At 56.6% G+C, this 25,712-nt stretch carries 30 protein-coding genes and 1 pseudogene; 15 read left to right on the forward strand and 16 right to left on the reverse strand.

The window, feature by feature from the left end; all coding sequences use genetic code 11:
* The first annotated feature begins 98 nt into the window (after window positions 1-98).
* The 5 genes from ACRZ91_RS05110 (at window position 99) to ACRZ91_RS05130 (ending at window position 4,522) form a co-directional block, all read left to right on the forward strand.
* Window positions 99-398 (forward strand): septum formation initiator family protein, encoded by a 300-nt coding sequence (locus tag ACRZ91_RS05110; protein WP_170540555.1) that lies wholly within the window; start codon window positions 99-101, stop codon window positions 396-398.
* Window positions 399-583: 185 nt separating this feature from the next.
* Window positions 584-1,573: a pyruvate dehydrogenase (acetyl-transferring) E1 component subunit alpha gene (pdhA, locus tag ACRZ91_RS05115; RefSeq protein WP_480903074.1), complete on the forward strand. Its 990-nt coding sequence runs from the start codon at window positions 584-586 to the stop codon at window positions 1,571-1,573.
* Window positions 1,574-1,588: 15 nt separating this feature from the next.
* Window positions 1,589-2,959: a pyruvate dehydrogenase complex E1 component subunit beta gene (locus ACRZ91_RS05120; protein WP_480903076.1), complete on the forward strand. Its 1,371-nt coding sequence runs from the start codon at window positions 1,589-1,591 to the stop codon at window positions 2,957-2,959.
* Entirely contained in the window at window positions 2,959-3,219 is a 261-nt protein-coding gene (locus tag ACRZ91_RS05125; protein WP_010442121.1) for a hypothetical protein, read from the forward strand. Before ACRZ91_RS05120 ends, ACRZ91_RS05125 begins: the two co-directional genes overlap by 1 nt.
* 1 nt (window position 3,220) lies before the next feature.
* A complete protein-coding gene (locus tag ACRZ91_RS05130; protein WP_480903078.1) occupies window positions 3,221-4,522 on the forward strand; it encodes a pyruvate dehydrogenase complex dihydrolipoamide acetyltransferase in 1,302 nt (433 codons plus the stop codon).
* A gap of 71 nt (window positions 4,523-4,593) precedes the next feature.
* Here ACRZ91_RS05130 and cysE read toward each other — a convergent pair whose 3' ends face one another.
* Both cysE and ACRZ91_RS05140 read right to left on the reverse strand, forming a co-directional pair.
* Entirely contained in the window at window positions 4,594-5,403 is an 810-nt protein-coding gene (gene cysE / locus ACRZ91_RS05135; RefSeq protein WP_170472221.1) for a serine O-acetyltransferase, read from the reverse strand.
* Window positions 5,404-5,495: 92 nt separating this feature from the next.
* Entirely contained in the window at window positions 5,496-5,771 is a 276-nt protein-coding gene (locus tag ACRZ91_RS05140; RefSeq protein ID WP_480903400.1) for a hypothetical protein, read from the reverse strand.
* Between ACRZ91_RS05140 and ACRZ91_RS05145 the strand changes: the two genes are divergently transcribed.
* Window positions 5,763-5,828, forward strand: coding sequence for a hypothetical protein (locus tag ACRZ91_RS05145; RefSeq protein WP_310793658.1), 66 nt, complete (start codon window positions 5,763-5,765; stop codon window positions 5,826-5,828). The genes ACRZ91_RS05140 and ACRZ91_RS05145 overlap by 9 nt on opposite strands.
* Here ACRZ91_RS05145 and ACRZ91_RS05150 read toward each other — a convergent pair.
* Both ACRZ91_RS05150 and ACRZ91_RS05155 read right to left on the reverse strand, forming a co-directional pair.
* Window positions 5,809-6,105, reverse strand: coding sequence for a DUF7742 family protein (locus tag ACRZ91_RS05150; protein WP_480874430.1), 297 nt, complete (start codon window positions 6,103-6,105; stop codon window positions 5,809-5,811). The two genes, ACRZ91_RS05145 and ACRZ91_RS05150, sit on opposite strands and share 20 nt — an antisense overlap.
* A 6-nt stretch (window positions 6,106-6,111) precedes the next feature.
* A pseudogene (locus tag ACRZ91_RS05155) lies at window positions 6,112-6,462 on the reverse strand (hypothetical protein); the annotation flags it as partial.
* A gap of 32 nt (window positions 6,463-6,494) precedes the next feature.
* Here ACRZ91_RS05155 and ACRZ91_RS05160 point away from each other — a divergent pair.
* Both ACRZ91_RS05160 and ACRZ91_RS05165 read left to right on the forward strand, forming a co-directional pair.
* Window positions 6,495-6,905: a hypothetical protein gene (locus ACRZ91_RS05160; protein WP_480903081.1), complete on the forward strand. Its 411-nt coding sequence runs from the start codon at window positions 6,495-6,497 to the stop codon at window positions 6,903-6,905.
* A gap of 364 nt (window positions 6,906-7,269) precedes the next feature.
* Window positions 7,270-7,530, forward strand: coding sequence for a hypothetical protein (locus ACRZ91_RS05165; RefSeq protein WP_480655317.1), 261 nt, complete (start codon window positions 7,270-7,272; stop codon window positions 7,528-7,530).
* A gap of 417 nt (window positions 7,531-7,947) precedes the next feature.
* Here ACRZ91_RS05165 and ACRZ91_RS05170 read toward each other — a convergent pair whose 3' ends face one another.
* From ACRZ91_RS05170 to ACRZ91_RS05180, 3 genes are all read right to left on the reverse strand, one after another.
* Entirely contained in the window at window positions 7,948-8,802 is an 855-nt protein-coding gene (locus tag ACRZ91_RS05170) for a Hint domain-containing protein (RefSeq protein ID WP_480903083.1), read from the reverse strand.
* Between the two features lie 142 nt (window positions 8,803-8,944).
* The gene (locus tag ACRZ91_RS05175) at window positions 8,945-10,315 is read right to left on the reverse strand and encodes a DNA-packaging protein (protein WP_480903085.1); all 1,371 of its coding nucleotides are present in this window, start codon (window positions 10,313-10,315) and stop codon (window positions 8,945-8,947) included.
* Window positions 10,224-10,568, reverse strand: a complete 345-nt coding sequence (locus ACRZ91_RS05180; protein ID WP_480903087.1) for a hypothetical protein — start codon at window positions 10,566-10,568, stop codon at window positions 10,224-10,226. The genes ACRZ91_RS05175 and ACRZ91_RS05180 overlap by 92 nt, the downstream gene beginning before the upstream one ends.
* 314 nt (window positions 10,569-10,882) lie before the next feature.
* Here ACRZ91_RS05180 and ACRZ91_RS05185 point away from each other — a divergent pair, with 314 nt between their 5' ends.
* Both ACRZ91_RS05185 and ACRZ91_RS05190 read left to right on the forward strand, forming a co-directional pair.
* Entirely contained in the window at window positions 10,883-12,640 is a 1,758-nt protein-coding gene (locus tag ACRZ91_RS05185; protein WP_480903089.1) for an adenylate/guanylate cyclase domain-containing protein, read from the forward strand.
* Between the two features lie 287 nt (window positions 12,641-12,927).
* Window positions 12,928-14,187 (forward strand): DEAD/DEAH box helicase, encoded by a 1,260-nt coding sequence (locus ACRZ91_RS05190; protein ID WP_480903091.1) that lies wholly within the window; start codon window positions 12,928-12,930, stop codon window positions 14,185-14,187.
* A 113-nt stretch (window positions 14,188-14,300) separates the two neighbouring features.
* Here ACRZ91_RS05190 and mltG read toward each other — a convergent pair whose 3' ends face one another.
* The 7 genes from mltG to fabD form a co-directional block, all read right to left on the reverse strand.
* The gene (gene mltG / locus ACRZ91_RS05195; protein WP_480903093.1) at window positions 14,301-15,458 is read right to left on the reverse strand and encodes an endolytic transglycosylase MltG; all 1,158 of its coding nucleotides are present in this window, start codon (window positions 15,456-15,458) and stop codon (window positions 14,301-14,303) included.
* On the reverse strand, window positions 15,459-16,724 hold the full coding sequence (fabF, locus tag ACRZ91_RS05200) for a beta-ketoacyl-ACP synthase II (protein ID WP_170540584.1): 1,266 nt from the start codon (window positions 16,722-16,724) through the stop codon (window positions 15,459-15,461).
* 204 nt (window positions 16,725-16,928) lie between these two features.
* On the reverse strand, window positions 16,929-17,672 hold the full coding sequence (locus ACRZ91_RS05205; protein ID WP_480903095.1) for a 1-(5-phosphoribosyl)-5-[(5-phosphoribosylamino)methylideneamino]imidazole-4-carboxamide isomerase: 744 nt from the start codon (window positions 17,670-17,672) through the stop codon (window positions 16,929-16,931).
* A 123-nt stretch (window positions 17,673-17,795) separates the two neighbouring features.
* On the reverse strand, window positions 17,796-18,335 hold the full coding sequence (locus ACRZ91_RS05210; protein ID WP_170540590.1) for a GNAT family N-acetyltransferase: 540 nt from the start codon (window positions 18,333-18,335) through the stop codon (window positions 17,796-17,798).
* 139 nt (window positions 18,336-18,474) lie between these two features.
* Window positions 18,475-18,708 carry an acyl carrier protein gene (locus tag ACRZ91_RS05215; protein WP_008756330.1) on the reverse strand — a complete coding sequence of 78 codons (234 nt, stop codon included), beginning with the start codon at window positions 18,706-18,708 and terminating at the stop codon, window positions 18,475-18,477.
* Between the two features lie 209 nt (window positions 18,709-18,917).
* Window positions 18,918-19,655 carry a 3-oxoacyl-[acyl-carrier-protein] reductase gene (gene fabG, locus ACRZ91_RS05220; protein ID WP_170540593.1) on the reverse strand — a complete coding sequence of 246 codons (738 nt, stop codon included), beginning with the start codon at window positions 19,653-19,655 and terminating at the stop codon, window positions 18,918-18,920.
* Window positions 19,656-19,699: 44 nt separating this feature from the next.
* Window positions 19,700-20,638, reverse strand: coding sequence for an ACP S-malonyltransferase (gene fabD / locus ACRZ91_RS05225; RefSeq protein WP_480903098.1), 939 nt, complete (start codon window positions 20,636-20,638; stop codon window positions 19,700-19,702).
* Between the two features lie 172 nt (window positions 20,639-20,810).
* On the opposite strand from fabD, the gene ACRZ91_RS05230 reads away from it, so the two are divergent.
* Window positions 20,811-22,040 carry a cytochrome b/b6 domain-containing protein gene (locus ACRZ91_RS05230; protein ID WP_480903100.1) on the forward strand — a complete coding sequence of 410 codons (1,230 nt, stop codon included), beginning with the start codon at window positions 20,811-20,813 and terminating at the stop codon, window positions 22,038-22,040.
* Between the two features lie 52 nt (window positions 22,041-22,092).
* Here ACRZ91_RS05230 and ACRZ91_RS05235 read toward each other — a convergent pair whose 3' ends face one another.
* Both ACRZ91_RS05235 and ACRZ91_RS05240 read right to left on the reverse strand, forming a co-directional pair.
* On the reverse strand, window positions 22,093-22,665 hold the full coding sequence (locus ACRZ91_RS05235; protein WP_170472251.1) for a YceI family protein: 573 nt from the start codon (window positions 22,663-22,665) through the stop codon (window positions 22,093-22,095).
* 126 nt (window positions 22,666-22,791) lie between these two features.
* A complete protein-coding gene (locus ACRZ91_RS05240) occupies window positions 22,792-23,310 on the reverse strand; it encodes a hypothetical protein (protein ID WP_010442083.1) in 519 nt (172 codons plus the stop codon).
* A gap of 268 nt (window positions 23,311-23,578) precedes the next feature.
* Here ACRZ91_RS05240 and rpsF point away from each other — a divergent pair, with 268 nt between their 5' ends.
* From rpsF to ACRZ91_RS05260, 4 genes are all read left to right on the forward strand, one after another.
* On the forward strand, window positions 23,579-23,932 hold the full coding sequence (rpsF, locus tag ACRZ91_RS05245; protein ID WP_029622013.1) for a 30S ribosomal protein S6: 354 nt from the start codon (window positions 23,579-23,581) through the stop codon (window positions 23,930-23,932).
* A gap of 27 nt (window positions 23,933-23,959) precedes the next feature.
* Window positions 23,960-24,187 (forward strand): 30S ribosomal protein S18, encoded by a 228-nt coding sequence (gene rpsR / locus ACRZ91_RS05250; RefSeq protein ID WP_005608650.1) that lies wholly within the window; start codon window positions 23,960-23,962, stop codon window positions 24,185-24,187.
* Between the two features lie 12 nt (window positions 24,188-24,199).
* Window positions 24,200-24,820 carry a 50S ribosomal protein L9 gene (gene rplI / locus ACRZ91_RS05255; protein WP_010442081.1) on the forward strand — a complete coding sequence of 207 codons (621 nt, stop codon included), beginning with the start codon at window positions 24,200-24,202 and terminating at the stop codon, window positions 24,818-24,820.
* Window positions 24,821-24,975: 155 nt separating this feature from the next.
* Window positions 24,976-25,461 (forward strand): transglycosylase SLT domain-containing protein, encoded by a 486-nt coding sequence (locus tag ACRZ91_RS05260; RefSeq protein ID WP_480903101.1) that lies wholly within the window; start codon window positions 24,976-24,978, stop codon window positions 25,459-25,461.
* Window positions 25,462-25,712: the final 251 nt, after the last annotated feature.

The following is a 25,712-nucleotide window of genomic DNA, read 5'->3' on the forward strand; positions in this document are numbered from 1 at the left end:
CACAGGGGATTCACAAGCCGAATCACCTGTGACATAGTACCGGCAGACGCCCGCTAAGGGCACGTTTTGAGGCAGTTCGTTCTACGGTGGTTTACACGGTGACCCGTTCCTATCGACCCGGTCTTGGGGCATTCGCATTCTACTCGGTCGCCTTTATGTTAGGCGTCTATTTCACCTTTGCCGCCGTGCAGGGGGATTATGGCTTGTTCCGACGTGTGGAAATTGCAGCGGAACGTGACGCGCTGTCCCGCGACCTTACCCTGCTTCAGGATGAGATCGCGCGAATGGAAAATATGACCCGTCGTCTGTCTGATACTTATCTGGACCTTGACCTGCTGGATCAGCAGGCACGATCTATCCTCGGCATGATCCGCGCCGATGAAATTGTCATTCGCTGATCACGCCCAGGCACAGGGTTTTTTTACAGAAAAATCACTCACCCTAATTCATCTTCTAAGATTTTCTGCCACCGAAACGAAGGCACCCTGCCCCCGCGTCACATTTGTACTCGCCAGAACGCGCGAAATGCTTTATGAGATAGTTTAACGCTAAACTATCTGTCCGAGAGGGGGAGATCGCCACAATGGCTGCGCGAAAAACCACAAAGAAACCAAATGTTTCTGCGGAAGAACTTAAAACCTACTACCGCGAGATGCTTCTGATCCGCCGATTCGAAGAGAAGGCAGGTCAACTCTATGGAATGGGTCTGATCGGTGGGTTCTGCCACCTTTATATCGGGCAGGAAGCCGTCGTTGTGGGCCTCGAGGCTGCTGCCAAAGAAGGCGACAAGCGGATTACCTCCTACCGCGATCACGGACATATGCTGGCATGTGGCATGGATCCGGGCGGTGTAATGGCTGAATTGACCGGTCGCGAAGGTGGCCTTTCAAAAGGCAAAGGCGGCTCGATGCACATGTTCTCGAAAGAGAAGCATTTCTATGGCGGCCATGGCATCGTTGGCGCACAGGTTCCGCTGGGCGCGGGTTTGGCCTTTGCTGACAAGTATAAAGAGAACGGCGGTGTCACCTTCACATATTTCGGTGATGGCGCGGCCAACCAGGGCCAGGTCTATGAGACTTTCAACATGGCGGCGATTTGGAATCTGCCGGTTGTCTTCGTGATTGAGAACAACCAATACGCCATGGGCACGTCGCAGACGCGTTCGACCTCAACCAAAGATATCTATCATCGGGGCGAGGCGTTCGGCATCCCCGGCGAGATCGTCAATGGCATGGACGTTCTGGCGGTCAAAGCTGCTGGTGAGAAGGCCGTCGCCCACTGCCGCGCTGGCAAAGGTCCCTACATCCTCGAGGTCAAAACCTACCGCTATCGCGGCCATTCGATGTCCGACCCAGCCAAGTACCGCACGCGCGAAGAAGTTCAGAAGGTCCGCGAACAAAGCGACCCGATCGAACACGTGCGCGAGCTGCTGCTAACCGGCAAACATGCGACCGAGGATGATCTGAAGGCGATCGACAAAGAGATCAAGGAGATCGTCAACCAGGCCGCAGAATTCTCAAAAGAAAGCCCCGAGCCGTCGTTGGATGAGCTCTGGACAGATATCTACGCCTGAGAGGACGACTAAGACATGGCAACCGAAATTCTCATGCCCGCCCTTTCGCCCACGATGGAAGAGGGCACACTGGCCAAATGGCTTGTTAAGGAAGGCGACACCGTATCTTCCGGCGACATCATGGCCGAGATCGAAACCGACAAGGCGACGATGGAGTTTGAGGCCGTCGATGAAGGCATCGTCGGCAAAATCCTGATCGCTGAAGGCACAGAGGGGGTCAAAGTGAACACCCCTATCGCCGTGCTTGTGGAAGAAGGCGAAGACGCCTCGGCCCTGCCCGCGGCTGCACCCGCAGCCGCTGCGGTGACCGAGGCCGCCCCAGCGGCGGTTGAGGCCCCCACTTCTGCCACTGCCCCTGCTGCGCCGGTGGTCAACCTGTCGCCCGACTGGCCCGCAGATGCAGAGATGAAGTCCGAAACCGTCCGCGAAGCACTCCGCGATGCGATGGCCGAAGAAATGCGCGGTGATGAAGATGTCTATCTGATGGGCGAGGAAGTCGCCGAATATCAGGGCGCGTATAAAATCTCCCAAGGTCTGCTCGATGAGTTCGGCGCCAAACGTGTCATCGACACTCCGATCACTGAGCACGGCTTTGCCGGTATCGCGGTCGGCTCAGCGTTCGGCGGTCTGAAACCAATTGTCGAGTTCATGACCTTCAACTTCGCCATGCAGGCGATTGACCAGATCATCAACTCTGCCGCCAAGACGCTTTATATGTCTGGCGGTCAGATGGGTTGTCCCATCGTGTTCCGTGGCCCCAACGGTGCCGCCGCCCGCGTGGCTGCTCAGCACAGCCAGGACTACGCCGCGTGGTACATGCAGGTGCCTGGCCTCAAGGTGGTGATGCCCTATTCCGCAGCCGACGCCAAAGGCCTGCTGAAATCGGCCATCCGTGATCCGAACCCGGTTGTGTTCCTTGAAAACGAAATCCTCTACGGCCGCTCCTTCGACGTGCCGCAAGTGGATGACCTTACCATCCCGCTGGGCAAGGCCCGCATCTGGCGCGAAGGCTCGGACGTGACCATCGTCAGCTTCGGCATCGGCATGCAATATGCGCTGGAAGCCGCCGACAAGCTGGCCGATGACGGCATCAGCGCCGAGGTGATCGACCTGCGCACTATCCGCCCGATGGACACCGGCGCGATCATCAACTCGGTGATGAAAACCAACCGTCTTGTGACCGTCGAAGAAGGCTGGCCGCAAGGTTCCGTTGGTAGCTACATCAGCTCGGTCGTGATGCAGGAAGCGTTCGATTATCTCGACGCACCGGTCATCACCCTCACCGGCAAAGATGTTCCGATGCCATATGCAGCGAACCTCGAAAAGCTGGCGCTGATCACCACAGACGAGGTGATCGCAGCGGTGAAACAGGTGACCTACCGGTAATGGAGATCAGGGGCCGCGATCCAGCAACCGAATGCTACCGTGTCGAGATCGATCTCGACGACCGGACCGTGCGGGCGCTTGTGCCCGAACGGCTTGCGGCGGATATGCGGTTGATCGGCGCGCGCCCCTCGCACCAGACCGCCTATGTCTGGATGGCGGAGAACAAAGATAAAATCGAGGCTGCGATTGCGACGCTCGCACGCGGCACCGGGCGCCCCAAAGCGCCCTTTGACCAAATTACTCTGATTGAGGAGCGCTGAAATGCCCACCGAAATCCTGATGCCTGCCCTGTCCCCGACGATGGAGGAAGGCACACTTGCAAAATGGCTCGTCAAGGAAGGCGACACCGTCTCCTCAGGCGATCTTTTAGCCGAGATCGAAACCGACAAGGCAACAATGGAGTTTGAAGCTGTTGACGAAGGCACCGTCGGCAAAATCCTTATTCCTGAGGGAACTGAAGGCGTTAAAGTCAACACCGCCATCGCAGTCCTGCTGGAAGATGGGGAAAGCGTTGATGATATCGGTGCAACGCCAGCCGCCGCTCCGGCGGCTGCACCCGCAGCCGCAGCGGGCAACGAGACTGCCGCACCAGCGGCATCCGAGGCGCCCGCCCCTGCCCCGGCAGCGCCGGCTAAAGCGGATGGCGGTCGTATCTTCGCCTCCCCCCTTGCTCGTCGGATTGCCGCACAAAAAGGCCTGGATCTGGCACAAATCTCAGGTTCTGGTCCTCATGGTCGTATCGTCAAAGCCGATGTGGAAAGCGCCACAGCCGCACCTGCAGCGGCACCAGCGCCCGCTGCTGCGGCCGCCCCAGCCGCCGCTGCGCCTGCAGGCCCATCGGCAGACGCCGTGGCCAAGATGTATGAAGGTCGCGAATACGAAGAGATCAAACTCGACGGCATGCGCAAAACCATCGCCGCGCGTCTGTCTGAGGCCAAACAGACCATCCCGCATTTCTATCTGCGCCGCGACATCAAGCTCGATGCGTTACTCAAGTTCCGCAGCCAGTTGAACAAGCAGTTGGAAGGTCGGGGTGTGAAGCTCAGCGTCAACGACTTCATTATCAAGGCCGTCGCCAACGCGCTGCAACAGGTTCCCGAATGCAATGCTGTCTGGGCGGGCGACCGGGTTCTGCAACTGAAACCCTCGGACGTGGCCGTCGCGGTCGCGATCGAAGGCGGTCTGTTCACGCCGGTTCTGCAGGATGCCGACACCAAATCGCTGTCAGCGTTGTCGACCGAGATGAAGGATCTTGCAGGCCGCGCCCGCGAACGCAAGCTGGCACCGCATGAATATCAAGGCGGCACCTTCGCGGTCTCGAATCTTGGCATGTTCGGCATCGACAATTTCGACGCCATCGTGAACCCGCCGCATGCCGGTATTCTCGCAGTTGGTACCGGCCTTAAGAAACCTATCGTGGGCGAGGACGGAGAACTGACAGTCGCAACCGTCATGTCAGTCACCATGTCGGTCGATCACCGTGTCATCGATGGCGCGCTTGGCGCTCAGCTGCTGCAAGCCATCGTCGACAATCTGGAAAACCCGATGGTCATGTTGGCCTAAGCCAACCGGAATACGCACAAAAAAGGCCACCTCGAACCCCGAGGCGGCCTTTTTCGTCTATTCATTCAGATTTACTGGTCTTTCCCCAGCATATGATCCATCGAGATCGACGGCTGATCGCACCCGGCCTCGCCCACGATCTTGGCGGGAATACCCGCAACCGTCGTACAAGGCGGCACCTCCTGCAGCACCACGGATCCGGCGGCGATACGGCTGCAATGGCCAACCTCGATATTGCCCAGTACTTTCGCCCCGGCGCCGATCAGAACGCCATCACCAATCGTGGGATGGCGCTGCTCTTCTTCCTTGCCGGTCCCGCCCAGTGTTACCGAATGCAGCATCGAGACATTGTCACCCACAACGGCAGTCTCACCGATCACGATGGAATGCGCATGGTCAATCATGATGCCCTTACCAATCCGCGCGGCGGGATGGATATCGATCCCGAAAATCTCGGATGAGCGCATCTGGAAGAAATAGGCCAGATCATGCCGCCCCTTCTTCCACAGCCAATGCGCCACACGGTAGGCCTGCATCGCCTGATAGCCTTTAAAATAAAGAATCGGCTGCAGCAGACGGTGGCAGGCCGGATCGCGCTCATAGACTGCCATCAGGTCTGCGCGCGCGGCTTCGAGCAGCGCTTTGTCGTCGGCATAGGCCTCGTCCACTATCTCGCGCAACACCATCATCGACATCTCGTTCGAGCACAGCTTGGCCGAGATGCGATAGGAAAGCGCCCTTTCCAGGCTGCGGTGATGCAGTATACAGGCATGCACCAATCCGCCCATCAGTGGCTCTTTTTCAACGGCCGCGTGGGCTTCAGAGGTTATGCGGTCCCAAACGGGATCCACTGGCGTCACTTGGCTGCGCGTTTCGAACATGGCTTTTCATCCTTTGCTGCGCTTAGAATAGCCATCTAGTGGCAAAAACGCCAAACGCAAACCCTTGATGCACAGTGCAACAAAAAATGAACTCAGCTGAACTGGAGCAATTCCGGCAACTCATCCACCAGCGCCTTAGCGATCTGGCGACGCAATCCGCAGCCGGCCAAGAAGCTCAATCGATTGTGGAACTGGATCAACAGGCAGTTGGTCGACTTAGCCGAATGGATGCCCTTCAAAATCAGGCGATGGCGAAAGCCCAACAGGTTCGGCGGAACACCGAAGTTCATCGTCTTCAGGCTGCGTTTGTCCGGATGGAAGAGGACGAGTTCGGCTATTGCGAAGATTGCGGCGAGGAAATTGCCCACGGTCGGCTAAAATTGGACCTTGCCGCATCCAAATGTGTTAGCTGCGCGACTGCTTAATCTGAAACCGGATCAGTTTTAGCAGAACCATCTCGAAACACTGGCAATATTGCAGATCATCGAAACTTGGTTCATCTGCCAGCGGTCGACTGCGTGCAGCCGCCATTAGTGAGCCATTTCCGTAAACCGGATGCAGCCGACCCGTTCTGGCGACGTGCTGATCTGCCAGTTCGGCCGCAGAGATCAAAAGGGTGCTCAACTGATCGCGGTCAGCGAGCGGCGCAGCCAGCAAAGCCCGCGCCGCTGCGCTGATATCTCCGTGCAGGACCGGTCTCACAGTGTCTTAGCCTACCGAAAGATGTGCAAACGCACCGGGCCCATAAGTGGCTGAGACTTGCGCGATCGCGATGTCGTAAGCTCCGCTCAGCCCATCGTCGAACTTCATCGCGGCGGAATACTGCCAGACCGGAGCACTAGTAACCGTCTCGCGCAGCAAAGCGCCTTCGGCGAACACGCGAACTAGATATACCTCACTTTCTTCGCCCAAGGGCACTTCGAGCCCGCCCCAGTCATCGCCATCGATCCGTGTCCGGCGCACCCAAGAGATGTCGTCGCCCGAGCCCGTCACAGAGACTCGCAAATGCACCGGCGAATAAGGCCTCAGCCCATTGCCGTCGAACGCTTCGACCAGATGGCCGCGTAGGTTGTCTCAGCAGCACGAGAGAGTTGTTCACACCCGATTCAAAGCAAGAAGCATTGGTTCAAAGCTTAACAGAGACTGGGTACCTCAGTCGTCACGGGCAGCAAGTTCAATGGACGGATTACGCTTCTAAACAAATGGAGGCCAACGGTCATTGGGAAGGAGGCGTTTCATATTACGACGTGCGTACGACCGCTGATGACGCACGCTTTAGTAAGATCTACTCTGAATTGCCTGAGAGCTTGATAGAAGTGCTCGCCGAAGCAGCACAAACTCATGGGAATTGGAAGGTTATCGAACTTCTCCCTCAATATTACTGGAACGGCAAGTGGCTCGCTGAGCCAATGTCAAAACAAGAAGCCGGTAAATTTGGGCAGCTTGGGCTTGTTGTGATGGGACGATTAGTCAATAGGCTAAAGTCGGAGCACGGTTTCTGAATGCTCAATGCGGACTGAAACTGCATACTACCAAGAATCAGCAACGTTCACATTGGATGTCAGACGCGCGACTTGGCCTGACTAACTCGGTCGAGAGTACCTTTCACAAACTCCGCACCCTAGGCCGCCGATACACCCCCGCAGGCCCCACAACCAACTCTTGCAGCGCCCATACCAGCGCATCGACCCGGTCGGGCGGGCCCAGCCCCTAAATCCGGCATAGCCACTTGTAAGATTTAGTGGCGCATTGGAAACATAACCCAATTCCTTTGCAATCTTCGCCAAGTTCTTGTGATTTCGTGCCATGGCAATTGTCTGCGTTTCACATGCCCCCACGTGTGCTTCGAATTGAAGAGGCCACCCGATGAATGAAAACGAACCTGCACCTTCCGGACACTCCGATACGAACTATAGTTGGACCAAGGAACCTACTGCCGCTGACAAGCACGTCTATGAGGTGTTTGCCTCCAACGTAGTCGTTCTTGTGCAGCTGCTTGATGACTACAAAACAATGATGTCGCCGGATGTCCACGCAAGGCTGTTTTCTTCGCTGCTGACGCTGTCCCGGCTGCTCGGCGAATACGAGGATAATTGGAGTCAAGAGTACCCAATGTCGAGAACCTGATTGCGCCAGTAATCTATCAACCCTCAAAGCGCTCACAAACTCCGCACCCTCGGCCGCCGATACGCCCCTGCAGACCACACCACCGGCTCACGCAGCGCCCAGATCAGCGCGCCGAGGCAGTAGGGTGAGTCCTGCCACTTAAACCCGCGCGCGCTAATCTGACATATCTTAGCTTCTAGCGCGTCCAGCCAGATCATGGGTCAACTGATCACCTCTCTGTCCAATTTTTTGAAAGGATTTATCGCGTAAAGCGTTAAAGCCTTGGGAGAGGGGTTAGAGAGCACCAAAAATGCCCAAAGTTGATCTCGACTGGGCGCTTCGCGAGCAAATCGCAATCGATCGAGAAGAAACCAAACCCATTGCGCAAGTTTATCAACACAAAGATTCAAGAACTTTTGCTGGTGAGACACTCTGGCCTTACCAAACTAGAACCTTTGCTTCGTTGTTGGATAACATCGGCTTCGCCGCTTTAACCTTCTTGAGATCCGCGATAAGATCCGGAAAAAGAGCCTTAATTTCCGCTAAGTCCTTGTGACCAAGCTGATCGCCAATAAATAAGCTCTCTGCGACAATCCCATTTGCAAGAACCATTTGATGTTCTTGCAGCAATATGTGGTGGTAAGTGACTTCGTTGTCGGAACAATCCACAGTGATTCCGGGCAATCCGATCAACGCCTTGGCCGGAACCAAGACTTCTTGTTCACCAAAAAACAGTTCTGCCTGATGACCTTTTATCAACAACCGATGTTGCTGAGATACCTGCAAAGCCCTCTCGTTTTCTAAAGCACCATTCTCTATGATTATTGGCCTAAGCGATGGATTTCGATGGAACATATATCGCGTGACTACTCGACTTCCTTTCCAGAGAATTGGCATTTTGTTGCCGGAAGCGGTTACAACACTGTTCCCCGGTAACAAAGACTCAACCGGCACTTCGCCCTTAGGTGTTTGGATTAGGGTGCCACTTACGAAACAAGGCGGATTACTGGGATCAAGGTCGTTTTCCGTTATTTTCCAGTTACCTGTTCGCATCGGGCTTGTCGGGTTTGCCGTATCGTAAGCATACACCTGCCCCCCAACCTGAATAAACTCGCCAGATTCACCTGTGCCACGGTAGTTCCCCTGGCCAAGATATGTGTATGGTTGGAATGTTTGACCACCGTCGAAAGAAATGGTCGACCCATCAATAATGGCAGGTACTGTGGTGTCCTGTACGATCAGGTCTCCCTGACCGGTTTCATTCACAGTGTGCGCCAATATATCGAACGGCACCAAATTCTCCTTTCGACGTCGATCGCAGAACGGGCGGTGCCATTGTATTCATTAATCTGAATTTCTAAAGATGTAACTCCTGATTCACTTTCAACTTTAAGTCATTGAGCGCGGATTGCCGGAAGCAAGAATACTGATGCGATTACAATGCCCTCACCCTAGGCCGTCGATACACCCCCGCGGGCCCCACAACCAGCTCGTGCAACGCCCAGACCAGTGCGTCGACCCGGTCAGGCGAGCCCTGCCCCTCGAACCCCCGCGCGGTCATCTGGCACATCTGCTCCTCCAGCGCGTCCAGCCCGGCCACATGGCGCACCCGCCCCTGCTCGTACAGCGCCGCCACAGGCTCGGCCCGTGCGACCTTGCCGCGAGACGCCCGCACCGCACGATATGGCACTAGAGGGTCCACCTGCCGCACGACCTCTTCCACCAGTTGCCCGCCCTGATTGACCTCGGCCACCAGCCGTTCGGCCCCAAACTCATCCATCGCGTCAATCGCCGCCTGCGCCCAACCCGCCGGACCAACGCCCTGAACCGTCCGGTCGGCCAGCACAAGGGCGCGCCACTCCTCGGGCGGCCCCTGAACCCGCGCGCCGACGACCACGATCCCGCAGGCATCCGCATTAGACCCCGCCGTCACCGCCGGGTCCAGCGCCACCACAATCCGGTCCAGCTCAGGCACCTGCGCACAGCGCGCCGCCTCCAGCATCGAACCCGTCCACAACGCGCCTTCGGCATCCGACAGCAACACCCCGTCTAATTCCTGCCGCCCCAGCCGCGTGCCTGCATAGCGCGCGCGTACCTCTTCCAAAAAGGAACCCGCCAGATTGGCTCGGTTCGCCTCGGTCGGTGCGTGGGTTTGCACCGTCGAAGGCGATGCCAGAAACTCCTTCAAAACCGTCACATTGCGCGGCGTGGTGGTCACACAGACCCGCGGCCGCTCGCCTAACCGCAAAGCAAATTGCAACATATCCCAGGTCTCCCCCGCCTTTTTCCATTTGGCCAGCTCGTCTACCCAGGCCGCATCGAACTGAGGGCCGCGCAGCCCCTCAGGATCATGTGCCGAAAAGGCCTGCGCCTCGGCTCCGTTTGGCCAGACCAGCTTGCGTTCAGACGCCTTCCAAACAGGCCGCCGATCCGGCGGAGAGCATTGCAAAATCCCGCTATCGCCAAAGATCATCACATCGCGCACCTGATCGAATGTCTCACCGACCAAAGCAACACGACACGCCTCCCCCCGATCCAGCGGCAAAGACCCCTCGACCATCGACCGCACCCACTCGGCCCCGGCCCGCGTCTTACCCGCTCCGCGTCCGCCCATTATCACCCATGACCGCCAGTCGCCCTCGGGCGGCAACTGATGCGGCAGCGCCCAGAACTCGAAAAGGAAAGGGAGGGCACACAGCCCCCCCTCCCCGATCTCACTCAGAAATCTGTCCTGCACCGCAGCAGGCGCGGAGGCGAGCCAGCCTGTACCCGATCTCAGATCGTGCCCGATCAAGGTCGAGCGCATAGCCTCCTTGGGCAATTCCGGCTTGTCTGTGATGTTGTTCGACAAAGCTTGTCTCCACTTTCTGGCAACTTCGGATCAGCCCCTCAAGCTGACCCAGTTGCTTGCCTGTAGCGGCAAGGTTTGCATCCTCCCCGGCACTGATCTGTTTTCGCAGTTCTTCCGCTGCTTGGCGCAGATCGCGAATGGACCTCTCAAGCGACTGCAACAATTCAGCCGTCTGGGAAATCCGCTCTTCCGGGGTAATCAAAGTCATGTTTGCGTCTTGACCTCATGCGTGAGTTTTTCCGCACGAGAGAAATGAAAAACGGCCACCGGGTCACCCCGGGGCCGTTGCCCACTTCTTCTAGCATGACACAACCTATACGAGAAACCGCACGCAAAGTCAAGGCTTCATGCAACAGCCGCAACACCCAACGTACTATAATTATTAATTTTTCTTAACCTCTAGCCAAGAACCGATCCGCCATTCCAGCTTCATCTCAGGCCGATCACGCTATGACACTTGGTAATATCGGCATCAATTCGTAACCTATACGCATCGCGTATCATCTATGGGGCATCGAAACGATGACAGTCGTATTAGATCAAAAGCGTTTCGCTGCCATTTTGGTCATGGATGTCGTTGGGTATTCGCAACTAATTGAGGCGGATGAACTGGGAACCGTGCGAGCGGTGCGGAGTCTACGAAATCGGATTATCCTCCCTGCATTAGAGGCATCGGGAGGGAGATTGGTCAAGACAATGGGCGACGGGTTCCTGGCTGAATTTGGTACAGCAGATGCAGCTATGACTTCGGCGCTCGAGATTCAAAATGCCTGCGTTGAACAAGCACGCGCGGCGCCAGCAGATCGGCGACTATTGCTGCGCATGGGCGCCCATATCGGCAACGTCATTATCGAAGGTGAAGACATCCTCGGCGATGGTGTCAATATCGCTGCCCGCCTCGAAGGGCTAGCACACCCAAGTGGCATCGCGGCTTCTTCCGAATTCGCGCATGCCCTACAGAAAGGTCTTGTTGCTCATCTGGATCAGGATGGGCAACACACCGTTAAGAATATCTCACGCTCACTGACGGTGTGGCGTTGGGCAGCGGATCGTGAATTGCAGCGTACCGAGCCCAATCAATCTTTTTCCCCGCCAACGGTTGCTGTCCTTGCGTTTCTGGATCACGCTCCTGATCCCGACCAGTCATTCTTTGCCGAAGGTCTCGCCGAAGACATCATCTCTGCTCTGCAACATATGGGCCGCCTCCCTGTTATCGCCAGCGCGTCGAGCCTCATTATCGATCCCGCTCTTTCGCCGCAGGATGCGGCGCGCGTTCTAGGTGCCCGATATTTGGTCAAAGGAACGGTTCGGCGCGCTGGCAAGCGCATTCGAGTTACAGTTGAGCTGATCGAGGGTGACACCGGACATTCACTTTGGTCCGAAAAGTATGACCGTGATTTCAAGGATCTTTTCGGAATCCAAGACGATATCACTTTGCGCGTTGTCACCGCGCTCGATGTGGAACTGGTCGAGGGTGAGATTGACCGCCTGCGCCAGCAGAGACCACGCCACTTGGGTGCTTGGGAACTCTATCTGCGTGGCATGGCAAATCTGCGCAACGCGGCGCTGCAGGACCTCAAAGAAGCGCAAAGGGACTTTTGTGCCGCCATCGATATTGAGCCGGACTATGGCGAGGCCTGGGCGGCTCTAGGTTGGGCCTACCTAAAAGAGTATGGCTTTGGCTTGTCAAAGAACCGTGATACCGCCCTCGAAAATGGGTTCGATGCTGCGCGAAAGGCTCTGTCTCTTTCTAAAAAATCGCCATTCGCCCATTACGTTATGTCCACAGCCTATGTCTGGCGCGGAGAAAAAGAACTCAGCCTCAATGAGCTTGAGCATGCAATTCGGCTGAATCCCTATTTCACCCGCGCAAAAGTCGCATATCACAACCGAAAGGAATTGGCCGATCCTTCACAGGGATTGGAAGCCGCCGAAGAGATTCGAAAGGCACTAGCTCTTTCACCGCGCGAACCTGACCGCGCATTTTATTTCTGGTCCATCGCACGCATCAACCTAGTGGCAGGTGAAGCGTTTGATGCACTTGACTGGGCCGATCGCGCTGTCAGTACACGCCCGACCGACGCCAATATGGTGTTTCGTCGTGCGATCTGCCTTGCAGCGCTTGACCGGGTGGACGACGCATCAAAAGCTTTGGTCACGTGCGAGCAGCTTTCACCTGGAAGTGTCGCGCGCCTTAGTAAATGGTGTCCGTATGAGGACGAACGGGACGACATCCTTTTTTCTGGCCTGGTGCGCCACGGGTTAATCGATCGCAGTTAAACCAGTGTTTTACTGTCTCATCTCCGTAATGTTTGCTTGACAATCGTTCTTCCAACCCGCATGTGCCCCTCAAACAGCGCTACCGCGTGAGCATGTGGGCGACACCGCCCCCCAACAGCGCCCGATTCACCCATAGTTCCCCATCACGCAGGGTTCTTGACGCGACAACCAGATGCTGCAGGAAACGCCTGCGCGTCCTGAGGTTTCGCACAACCCCTGCCGGTCGCGGATGCGGCCCATCACGACTTGCCCGTGAGCCATTGCCTCGGGCTGTAAAGGATAGTTATTTGTTCGACTTCGACATGCTGGGCCTCGCGCCCGCTCTGAATGATGCGCTCAAACGCGCCAACTTCACTCAACCGACCCCAATCCAGAACCAGGCGATCCCGCTGGCGCTGAACGGTCACGATATCCTCGGCCTTGCGCAGACCGGTACAGGTAAAACACTGGCCTTCGGTCTGCCGCTGATTGACCACCTGCTGGCTCAGCCCGGTAAACCTGCGCCAAAGACCGCCAAGGCGTTGATCCTTGCGCCCACACGCGAGCTGGTTAATCAGATCGCCGACAGCCTGCGCAACCTGACCAAAAAGACCAAATTGCGCGTTGCCACCGTGGTCGGAGGCCAATCGATCAACAAGCAAATCATGTTCCTCTCTCGCGGCACCGATATTCTTGTCGCCACTCCCGGTCGCCTGATTGACCTGATGGATCGCGGCGCAGTCGATCTGGGTTCGGTCCGTCATCTGGTGCTGGACGAGGCGGATCAGATGCTCGACATGGGCTTCATTCACGCTCTGCGCCGCATCGCGCCGGAACTAGGCACGCCGTGCCAGACCATGCTGTTCTCGGCCACGATGCCGAAGCAGATGGAAGAGCTCAGCCAGGCCTATCTGACCAACCCGCAACGGGTGCAGGTCTCACCTCCCGGCAAAGCAGCCGACAAAATCACGCAGTCGATACACTTTGTTGAAAAGCCTGCAAAACCCGCCAAACTGCGCGAGATCCTCTCGACAGATATGGACGCCCTAACGCTGGTCTTCTCTCGCACCAAGCACGGGGCCGAGAAACTGATGAAAGGCCTCGTTGCCGATGGTTTCAACGCGGCCTCGATCCACGGCAACAAAAGTCAGGGCCAGCGTGATCGCGCGATCAAGGCCTTCCGCGCGGGCGAGATTAACGTTCTCGTCGCAACAGACGTCGCTGCGCGCGGCATCGACATTCCGGGCGTGGCTTACGTGATCAACTACGACCTGCCCGAGGTGCCCGACAACTATGTCCACCGCATCGGCCGCACCGCCCGTGCAGGCCGCGAGGGTGAGGCCATCGCCTTCTGCTCGGCGGAAGAGGTCGACCTGCTGCGTCAAATCCAGAAGCTGATGAAGATCGAGATCCCGGTCGCCAGCGGTGAGATGCCCGAAGCAATCGCGCCCAAGAAATCCCCACGCCGTCCGAACAATCGTCGTCGTGGCCCGAAACCTCAGCACTCCGGTGCACCGAAGCCGGGCGGTCAGAAACGCCGCCGTCCACGTCGCGCCAAGGCGGCCTGAACAAGAAACGGCCCGGTCGAATGACCGGGCCGTTTCTTTATTGGGGCTATGAATTCAAGTTGTACAAGTCGGACAACATGCCGTTTCAAACCTGTACAAGCCGGACGATCAGATCAGTTCCCTGAATTTCGCTCTGCCTCGATCTCGCGCCACTTGGCAACGTTGCGATTGTGCTCTTGCAGGGTCTCGGCAAAGGCATGACCACCGGTCCCGTCTGCAACGAAGAAGATGAAATCCGTGTTGTCAGGTGCCACCGCAGCCTCAAGGCTCGCAAGACCCGGATTGGCGATCGGGGTGGGCGGCAACCCCTCGATGACATAGGTGTTCCAAGGCGTCGCGCGGCGCAGTTCGCTTTGCCGCAATCCGCGACCCAGGGTGCCCTGCCCCTTGGTCACGCCATAGATTACGGTCGGGTCAGTCTGCAGCCTCATACCTTGGTTCAGACGATTAACGAAAACGCTGGCCACTTGGCCGCGCTCTTCCGGTTGACCCGTTTCTTTTTCGATGATCGAAGCCAGAACCAGCATCTCTTCAGGGCTGTTCAAAGGCAAACCGTCCTGACGCCCCTCCCACGCCGCATTTATTCTAAGCTGCTGTTTTTCCTTCATTTCAGCAAGAATTGCATTCCGATCTTCACCGGGTCTGACCTCGTAGCTATCAGGGGCCAACATCCCTTCGGCGGGCAATTCGGCCACCTCGCCGGTCAGTAAATCCATCGCTTTCAGCGACTCGACAATCTGCCAACTGGTGACGCCTTCGGCCAGAGAAATGCGATAGCGCGTATCCGCCTCGCCGCGTTTTTCTGCATAGGCTTCAGGCGCTTCCTCTTCACCGACTACGAAGGATGCGACTTCGTCGAAGTCCAGTGTCGCCGGGTTCAGTTCGCGCACGCGGGTCTGCATGCGGGTCACACCGATGCGGTATTCAATCTCGGTCCCGCAGGTGCTGGCGCCGCTACGGGTAATGTCGTTGACGATTTGCTCCATCGACGTGCCTTCACGCACCAGGAAGCTGCCCGCTTTCAATTGCTGAGATTTGTCTGCGTAATCAGCAGCTAAGCGGAAAATCAACCCGCTGCTGATTGCCCCCTGATCCTCTAGATCACGGCTGACTCTTGTCATGTTAGAGCCCGGCTTTACCTGCAGGCAGATCGCAGTTTCTAGGGGACCTTCGGACTTGTATTGCGACTGCCCCCACAGGATGACGCCACCCATCAGGAACAGGCCAACGATCAGAATAGTCAACGCGTTCGAAGCGAGCGCTCGCCACATTTAGCTGACCTTTCCGAAGATCACACTTGCGTTGGTGCCGCCAAATCCAAACGAGTTTGACAAGGCCACATTGATCTCACGCTCGCGCTTGGCATTCGGGGCCAGATCGATCGGAGTTTCAACCGCCGGGTTGTCCAGATTGATGGTCGGCGGGGCGACCTGATCGCGGATCGCAAGGATCGAGAAGATTGCCTCAATCGCGCCAGCAGCGCCCAGCAGATGACCGGTGGCCGATTTGGTCGAGGTCATGGTCGCGTTGCTGGCGTGATCCCCCAGCAGGCGCTCGACCGCGCCCAATTCAATCGTATCCGCCATGGTCGAAGTGCCATGCGCGTTGATGTAGTCTAGGTCCTTCGGCTCAAGCCCCGCGCTGCGCAGCGCTGCTTTCATCGAGCGTTCGGCCCCGTCGCCATCCTCAGACGGAGCAGTGATGTGATAGGCGTCGCCGGACATACCGTAACCCAGCACCTCCGCGTAAATTTTCGCACCACGAGCTTTAGCGTGTTCGTAATCCTCAAGAACCACGATACCCGCGCCCTCACCCATGACGAAACCGTCGCGGTCAATATCATAGGGGCGGCTCGCCTTCTTCGGGTCATCGGCATATTTGGTCGACAAGGCTTTGCAGGCGTTGAAGCCTGCGATACCGATTTCGCAGATGCAGCCCTCGCCACCGCCCGCGATCATCACGTCTGCATCTCCGGCGCGGATGATGCGGCTGGCGTCGCCGATCGCATGGGCACCGGTCGAGCACGCGGTCACGACCGAGTGGTTCGGCCCCTTAAATCCATGCCGGATCGATACCTGACCCGAGGCCAGATTGATCAGAGCGCCCGGAATAAAGAACGGTGACACTCGACGCGGACCCTTGTCACGGATCAGATTTGCTGTGTTGGCAATCGACCCAAGCCCGCCAATACCCGATCCGATCAGAACGCCCGTGCGCAGGCGGTCTTCTTCGTCCTCAGGCAGCCAATTGGCATCCTTGCAGGCCATCTCGGCAGCCGCGATCGAATAGAGGATGAAATCCTCAATCTTGCGCTGCTCTTTCGGTGGCATCCAATCATCGGGATTGAACGTCCCGTCGGTGCCATCTCCGCGCGGCACTTCGCAGGCATAGGTCGTGGTGACCCCGCTTGCCTCAGCGTCGAAATGTGTGATCGGGCCTGCACCGGACTCGCCGTCCAGCAGCCGCGACCATGTTTCCTCAACCCCACTGGCCAAAGGAGTGACCAATCCAAGACCGGTTACGACGACTCTGCGCATGAAGTGCCTCTTGCCTGCTTCCTGTTATGAGAACCGCTCATACCCCGGCCCGGGGTGCGGGGGCAAGAGCAACGGCAGAATCTGGCTCGGTATCCCCAAACCGGAAATCGTTCAAAACTCTGCCATGTAATCTAAAATGCGTGAAAAAGTGAAAACCCGACCGACATCAAGCATATAACGGCCGGGTTTTCTGTTGCGCTATGTTTACTGGAATTCAGCGACCGGCTCATGCGCCGATTTTGCAACTTCCAACGCTTCGGACAAATCAACTGTTTTGCGGAACAGTGCGCGACCAACGAGTGCACCTGAAATATTCGATATATAGGCAAGGCGCGAAATGTCATCTGCAGTACGGACGACGCCGCTTGCAATGATCGGTGTGCGTGATTTCTCGGCGAGACCCGAGATCAGCCCCAGCTGCGCCTCGACATCTTCCATGTCGCTATCGATGTCAGTGACCAAAATGGCCGCAAATGGTGTATCTGCAAATGCTTCAATGAACGCTTCCGGTGTAAAGGCGCTCTGGCTTCGCCAACCTTCGGTCATCACCTGGCCTTGCCAGACATCAACTGCCAATACGATCTGATCAGGATACAGCTTAGCCAGTTCTTTTACCAATTGAGGGTCCCAGGCCGCCAATGTCCCGATTACGATTCGTCCAGCGCCTTTGTTGATCCAATATTCAACCTGCTCGCGCGTCCGCATGCCACCGGCCAACTGCACGGACATCTCGGACGAACGAATGATCTCTTCAACCAGCTCTGCATTGGTGTCACGTCCTTCGATGGCATCGAAGTCCGTCAGTTGCATCCATGCTGCGCCTGCAGCCGACCAGCTTCGCGCGGTCTCTACCGGATTCACATGCCAGATCATCGCGTCATCCAGACGCCCCTTGTCCAGCGTCACACAGCGACCGTTCTGTAGTTCCATCGTGGGATAAATTCTCATGAGCCTTTTCCTCCGCTCACTCAAATGGCAATACCACGATACCATATCTCCGCCGCCCCTCCCATCTTTTCCCGGGATCGGCAAAGTAAATGCCGTTTGCGGCATCGCTCAAGCATAAGCGTTTCAGACCCGCGCCGGAGGCCCATCTCGGCGAAACAAATGAACCGCCGTGTCAAGATACTCTGCCTCACGCAGCAGCTTGTAGCCCAACTTCTCAGCCAGTCGCTGAGACGTTGCGTGGTCGGCATCAATCAGCGCGACAAGCGGGCCGGGTATGACGCGATCGAACCAGTCATGCGCAGCTTGTGCGGCTTCGCGCCCGTACCCCTGCCCTTGCAATTCTGGGTCCAGAACCCACCCTGCTTCGGGGAAGCCATCAAAATCTTCTCCAAGCTCGCGGTTGCCGAAAAAGAACCCGGCCTGCCCGATCAAAGTGCGATTCGATTGCAGCATCACACCCCATTGACCGAAACCGGTCATCTGCCAGTGGCCAGCGTTGCGCAAGAAGGAATCCCAGGCCTCGCCACGCGTCTTCGGGGTGCCACCGATATGGCGCACAACTTTCGGATCACGCCAGATCTCGGCGAAACGGTTGAAATCCTCGGGGCGCATCGCACACAAGGTCAGACGCGCCGTATTGATCATCGGGATGGATCTTATCATGCCCTTACCCGCTCATTTTTTGCCTCAAGCGCCAGATTGCGAATTCTCAACAGATCAAGGCAAGTGCGAATTACGTCAGGCAAAAAAAAACGGCGCTTCCGTTGCCCGGAAGCGCCGCTTTTGTCTTAGAACGATAAGCTTAGGAAGCTTCGCTGATGAATTTGACCGCGTCGCCAAAGGTCTGGATGGTCTCGGCAGCGTCGTCTGGAATCTCGATGCCGAACTCTTCTTCGAACGCCATTACCAACTCAACGGTGTCCAGGCTGTCTGCGCCCAGATCGTCGATGAACGAGGCGTTTTCAGCAACCTTGTCCTCTTCAACACCCAGGTGCTCAACAACGATCTTCTTTACGCGATCTGCGACGTCGCTCATGTCTATTCCTCATTTCATTTCAGGGCTGTCCGCCCGGTTCTGCCCTTGCCCGTTCGGGATGGACTGGTTTTGCCCTTTCCGGGCGGTTTGGGTCCCGGGTCCCCGGGAAATCAGAGAACCGGCCCTTGGACCGGTTCCTGCGCATATGCGCCGCCTATAGCACAGACAACGCACAAGGCAAACGCTTTCGCATCCGCCCCGAATTGCGATTACAACATGGCCATACCGCCATTCACATGCAAGGTGCTTCCGGTAACATACCCGGCTTCGGGGCTTGCGAGGTACAGAACGGCGGCTGCGATTTCTTGCGGATCGCCCATGCGGCCAGCCGGAACCTTGAGCAGCAGACCTTTCTTTTGCTCATCTGTCAGCTTCTCGGTCATGGCCGTGGTAATAAAGCCCGGAGCGACCGCGTTCACAGTAATGCCGCGGGTTGCCACCTCATGCGCCAACGCCTTGGAAAACCCGATCATCCCGGCCTTAGATGCAGCATAGTTCGCTTGTCCCGGGTTCCCGATCGCGGCAACAACGGACGAGACATTCACGATCCGACCCCAGCGCGCTTTCATCATGCCCCGGATCACGCCTTTGCACAGCTTCATCGTGGCGGTCATGTTCACGTCAATCACGCTCTGCCATTCTTCGTCCGACATGCGCATGAACAGGTTGTCGCGCGTGATTCCAGCATTGTTGACTAGAATATCAACCGAGCCCATCGCCTCGGTAGCCTGTTTCGGCAGTGCCTCGACGGCCTCGGGGTCGCTCAGGTTACAAGGTAAGACATGCGCGCGCTCACCAAGGTTTTCAGCCAACGCTTGCAGAGGTTCCACGCGGGTTCCGGAAAGGCCAACAGTGGCACCAGCGTCATACAGGGCGCGAGCGATATCGCCGCCAATTCCACCCGAAGCACCAGTGACCAGCGCGTTCTTACCTGTCAAATCAAACATCTATGTTCCCTCTCTGGCCGCTGTAACCGGCGGCTGTCCTTTGTTCATGCGCCGGGGTTAACGGCTTTTTGTACGTCTTCAGGCGATCCAACCGCCGTGCAGGACAGCGCACGATCAATCTTGCGGATCATGCCAGACAAAGCTTTACCCGCGCCGATCTCCCACACCTCGGTCACACCCTGTGCGACCATGTACTGCACGCTCTCGCGCCACCGAACCGAACCGGTGACCTGTTCCACCAGCAGCTGTCGGATCACATCCGGATCGGTCACAGCATCGGCCCGAACATTCGCGACCAACGGCACGGCGGGTGCCTTGATTTCCACGGCAGCCAGAGCGTCTGCCATTACATCTGCAGCAGGTTGCATCAGCGCACAGTGAAATGGAGCACTTACAGGCAACATAATCGCGCGTTTGGCACCTTTTTCCTTGGCAATCTCGGCAGCGCGTTCAACAGCGGCCTTTGCACCCGAGACGACGACCTGAGTCGGATCGTTGTCATTGGCAGCCTGACAAACTTCTCCCTGCGCGGCCTCTTCGGCCACTAGACGCACTGCTTCTAGGTCCAGACCCAGGACTGCGGCCATTGCGCCTTCACCTACTGGTACAGCGCTTTGCATCGCTTGTCCGCGCGTCCGCAACAGCCGTGCGGTATCAGCAACCGACAAAGCACCGGCAGCGGCCAAAGCCGAGTATTCACCCAGCGAGTGTCCCGCCACATAGGACGCCATCGAGATTGACGCCCCTTCAGCCTCCAGTGCACGTATCGCTGCCATCGATGTCGCCATCAACGCAGGCTGGGCATTTTGCGTCAGCGTCAATTCAGCAATATCGCCTTCCCAGATCAGATCGCTCAGCTTTTCGCCCAAGGCCTCATCGACCTCATCGAAAATGGCGCGCGCGGCGGGATAGGCGTCGGCCAGTGCTTTGCCCATTCCGATGGTCTGGGCGCCCTGCCCCGGGAAAACGAATGCGCGTGTCATTGCAACCTCATGGATGACGTTAGATTGCGGCGGGGTGTAAACTGACTGACGACGCTGCACAAGCGTTGCATGCGTTCTGCATCAGGACACCTTGTCTGTGCATTTCTCCGCCTTGTGTCCGCACAGCATCCCTTTAACTTACCCGCAACCCAGAAATGCGGAGAGCTAAACAATGCCCCTGACAAATACCCAGTCCAGCTATGGTGGTGTAACCAAAGCATTTCATTGGTTGACTGCTCTGCTGATCCTGACGGCTTTGCCACTGGGTTGGTTCGCGAACGAGCTGGCCTATGCGATATATGATCCAAACATCCAAACGACCGAGGATGATATCGCCCGCGCGGCCCGGCTATTTTCGTTGCATAAGACCGTCGGGGTCACCGTGTTCTTCGTGGCTCTGGCACGAATCCTCTGGGCTCTAACCCAAACAAAACCCGGTCTGCTCAACGCCGATAACAAGCCCGAGGCCTTTGCCGCTGAAACCGTGCACTGGTTACTTTACGGTTCGCTGATATTGGTTCCACTCAGTGGCTGGATCCACCACGCCGCCGCCGAAGGCTTTGCCCCAATTCTCTGGCCGTTCGGTCAGAACCTGCCGTTTGTTCCAAAATCGGCATTTCTCGCCGAGCTAACCGCCGCCTTTCATTGGTTATTCATCTTGGTACTGGCCGGATCGCTCTTGCTACATATCGCCGGCGCGTTGAAACACCATGTCGTAGACAAAGACGGCACTTTGCGCCGCATGCTGCCGGGTCGATCCGAGGCGCCACAGCCACCAGCACAGCACCATTCGACCGTACCCGCGTTTGCCGCTTTGGCAATATGGGCTGCAGTGCTCGTGGGCGGCTGGGCCACTGGCGAGTTTGACGACCACGGCAAAGCCTCGGTGGACACTGCAGAGCTTGAAGATGTCCAATCAGAGTGGGAGGTTGAGGAAGGCACCCTGTCGATCACGATTTCCCAGTTGGGGAGCCCGGTGACCGGTGAATTCGCCGACTGGACTGCGGCGATTGCGTTCGAGGACCCCACCGAACCGGGACTGGCGGGATCGGTCGATGTGACCATTGCAATCGGATCACTTAGCCTTGGTACGGTCACCGATCAGGCGATGGGTGCGGATTTCTTCGACAGCAAGACATTTCCCACCGCTCAATTCAAAGCTGACCTTTTCAAAACAGAAACAGGTTACGAAGCACGTGGGCCTCTGACGATCCGGGATAAATCGGTTGATGTTGTTCTGCCGTTCTCCCTGGAGATTGTGGACGACGAAGCGACCATGTCCGGCAGTCTGGAGATCAACCGCATGGATTTCAACGTCGGCACATCGCAACCCACTGAAGATTCGTTAGGCTTCACTGTCACTGTCACAGTTGAATTGACGGCAGAGCGCGACCAGGAATGAAAAAACCGCCGAAGGGTTGCCTCCGGCGGTAATAGAGTTCGTCAAGATCGGATTAGTCGGCTTTCTGGGCCTCTACTGAAATGCGAACCTCGACTTCGTCGCTGACGAAGGGTGCAAACTGGCCAAGATCGAACTCGCTGCGCACCAGTGTTGTGGTGGCGTCAAAACCGGCCCAGGGTTTGCCCGCCATCGGGTGTTCGCCCACTTGGTTCAGCTTGGCGTCCAGTACGACCGATTTCGTAACACCGTTCATGGTCAGATCGCCCGTGATTTTGGCAGTGTTTTCTCCGGTAACTTCAATACCAGTAGAGGTAAACGTGATCAGATCACCCTCAGTCACGCCGAAGAAATCTTCGGTCATGAAGTGGTCTTCACGCGGCTTCCAGCCCGTGAACATCTCAACAACTGGCATCGACACATTCACGCTTGAGGCAGCGGGGTTCTCCTGATCAAACATGATCTCGCCTTCAAAGCCCGAGAACATACCGTAGGTGGTCGAAAAACCCAGATGGTTGTAGTTGAAGATGACCTGGCTATGGCTTGGATCCAGAGTATATTTTTCGGCGCTGGCAAATGCAGTCGTGGCCGAAACAGCCAGAGCAGCGGCAAGAAGGGTGGATTTCATAACAATCTCCGCAATGGTGTTGTCGCAAACCGGGTGGGTTGCTCACCAACAAAAATGTGCTGCCCAAGGGCAGCACACAAGTTTTTTTGATTCACAGAATCTGTTCCTTTTTGAACAGAATAAAATTCAGGCGAAAATTGTTACGTTTTGGCTGAGTTGACCTTTCAGCGCTGAGCTGACATCGGCCGATTGCAGCGGCAGCTTCATCAGCAGGCTGCCATCCACATCAAACAATTCAACCTGATCATCCGCAAATCGTGCACCGCCCAGCGAGTCGTAGCTGCGGCGCAGAACCGTTTGCGGCCGACCGTTTTCATTCTTCTGCAAAATGCGAACTTCGCGGCGGATCGGATCAAAATAGGCATCTGGGCGTGAATCCATGACCTCGATGGTCAGCAGGCTGACGCCAACAATTAGGAACATCATCGATGCGGCCAGTTTGATCGGCCAAACTTCGGCCCCCATGACAGAGCCAGGCATAAGCCACATTGAAAATGCCGAGAGGATCAGAAAAGCACCTACGACACGCATAAGAACGATCCGTGCGCGCCAGTTCGGCGCGAAGGTAATCAGAACGGGAACTGATTTCTCAAATGCTGCGCGAGACGCAGATTGTTCAAAAGTGTTTGTGTTCATGACGGCCATTGTTTTGCCCTGTCTAATTTTTCCAAACTGCCGGGTACTCCGGTCTTCATGAACAACCTCGGGGCGAAAAGCGTCAGGAATTGGGCACACCAAAGGAAATTGGGCGACTTCACCAAGGCATCCATGGCAGGGCTTGCCCCGACCGCGCAAACGTGTATACGGGGCCATCCTTCGCAAAGGTTATGAATCGCGCAGCCTCTCGTGGCAGGGTCGCGAAGGACCAATGACCCCGCCTTTGAAATGCGCCTTGATATAAACAGGAGTGCACATGCCACTGTATGAGCATGTAATGATCGCGCGTCAGGATCTGTCCAACGCGCAGGCAGAAAGCCTTGTCGAACATTTCGGCACCGTTTTGGCTGACAACGGCGGCAACGTCGTCGACAGCGAGTACTGGGGCGTTAAGACGATGGCTTATAAGATCAACAAGAACCGCAAAGGCCACTATGCCTTTCTGAAAACCGATGCCCCTTCGGGCGCGGTTCAGGAAATGGAACGCCTGATGCGCTTGCATGACGACGTTATGCGCGTTTTGACCATCAAGGTCGACGAGCACAACGAGGGCCCCTCGGTCCAGATGCAAAAGCGCGATGAGCGCGAAGGCCGCCGCGAGCGCCGCTGATCAACGTCTGACGAAAGGACATAACCCATGGCCGCAAAACCATTTTTCCGCCGCCGCAAGGTCTGCCCGTTCTCGGGTGAGAACGCGCCAAAAATCGACTACAAAGACACCCGTCTGCTGCAGCGCTACATCTCAGAGCGCGGCAAGATCGTACCTTCGCGCATCACCGCCGTTTCGGCGAAAAAGCAGCGTGAACTGGCCCGTGCTATCAAGCGCGCCCGCTTCCTCGCCCTGCTGCCCTACGCTGTGAAGTAAGGAGAGACTGACATGCAAGTTATCCTTCTGGAACGCGTTGCGAAACTGGGTCAGATGGGCGACGTCGTTGACGTCAAGCCCGGCTACGCCCGCAACTTCCTGCTGCCTCAGGGCAAAGCATTGAGCGCATCCGAATCGAACATCGCATCGTTCGAGGCCCAGAAAGCGCAGCTTGAAGCACGCAACCTGGAAACCAAGAAAGAAGCTGAAGCGCTGGCTGAAAAGCTGGACGGTCAGCAGTTCATCGTGATTCGCTCGGCGTCAGATGCCGGCGCTCTTTACGGTTCGGTCACCCCGCGTGACGCCGCAGACGCTGCGACCGACGCAGGCTTCACCGTCGACAAGAAACAGATTGTTCTGATCGCCCCGATCAAAGAACTGGGTCTTCACTCGCTGGCAGTCAAACTGCACCCTGAGGTTGAAGTCGAGATCAAGATGAACGTTGCCCGTTCGGAAGAAGAAGCCGAACTGCAAGCATCGGGTAAATCGATTCAGGAACTGGCTGCTGAAGAAGAAGCCGCCGCTGAATTCGAAATCGCTGAACTCTTTGACGACATCGGCTCGGCCGCGTCGGATGACGATGAGTTGGTCGCCGAAGAAGCTCCGGCTGAAGAAGACGAAGCCAAAGCCTGATCCGGCTGTTTCTACGAATCCAAAGGGCCGCACTTATGTGCGGCCTTTTTTTTGTTTTCTTATCGCCACCAGCAAGATTTAGCCCGATTGATCGCCGAGACTTGCGGACTGGCGAAGGTTTCATATCATCGCCCTTCGATATCAGGAGCATATATATGACCCCTCTCCTTCGCCGCAGCGTTTTGACCTTGTTGCTCATTGCGCCACTTGCCGCCTGTGGTGGCCCCAACGCTTCAGGTGGCACCGATACCTTCGACCCGCCCCTCTATCCCAATGAGACGCCGGAACTGCGTGCCTCGATCAACAAATGGGCCGATCACTATGAGCTTCCACGAGAGTTGGTGCACAAACTTGCCATCCGCGAAAGCACACATCGCTCCTGGGCGGTGAACCGCCCCTACTATGGGCTGCTGCAAATCCTGCCTGCGACCGCGCGATCTATGGGCTATGCTGGTAATGCCCAGGGATTGCTGGACGCAGACACAAATCTGGAATTTGCAGGTAAATACCTACGCGGCGCCTGGCTGTTGTCGGACGGCGATCAACAGCGCGCTATTTTTCTCTATGCGAAAGGGTATTACCCCGAAGCTAAGAAGAGGGGTATGCTAGTTGAAACCGGCCTAGTTTCCGCCACAAAATAGACGTTATTACTGCGCATTCACCTCGTAAAGTATGCGCATAACCACTCAAACACCCGATAAACTTCGGAATGGGCACCACAAATCTGACATTGACCTAAGCAAAGGACGCCATAAAGATGTGCACCAATGGCACATTTCCCTTTAAAAGGCAGACATTTCCCCTAGCTTCTTGTCATGATGTGGGAAATGTGGTGTCCTTGTTGACGTCAGGGAAGACAGTATCTTTTTTCCTGGAAAAAGGGATCCGCCCG

This window comes from Ruegeria sp. O11 (assembly GCF_056535285.1).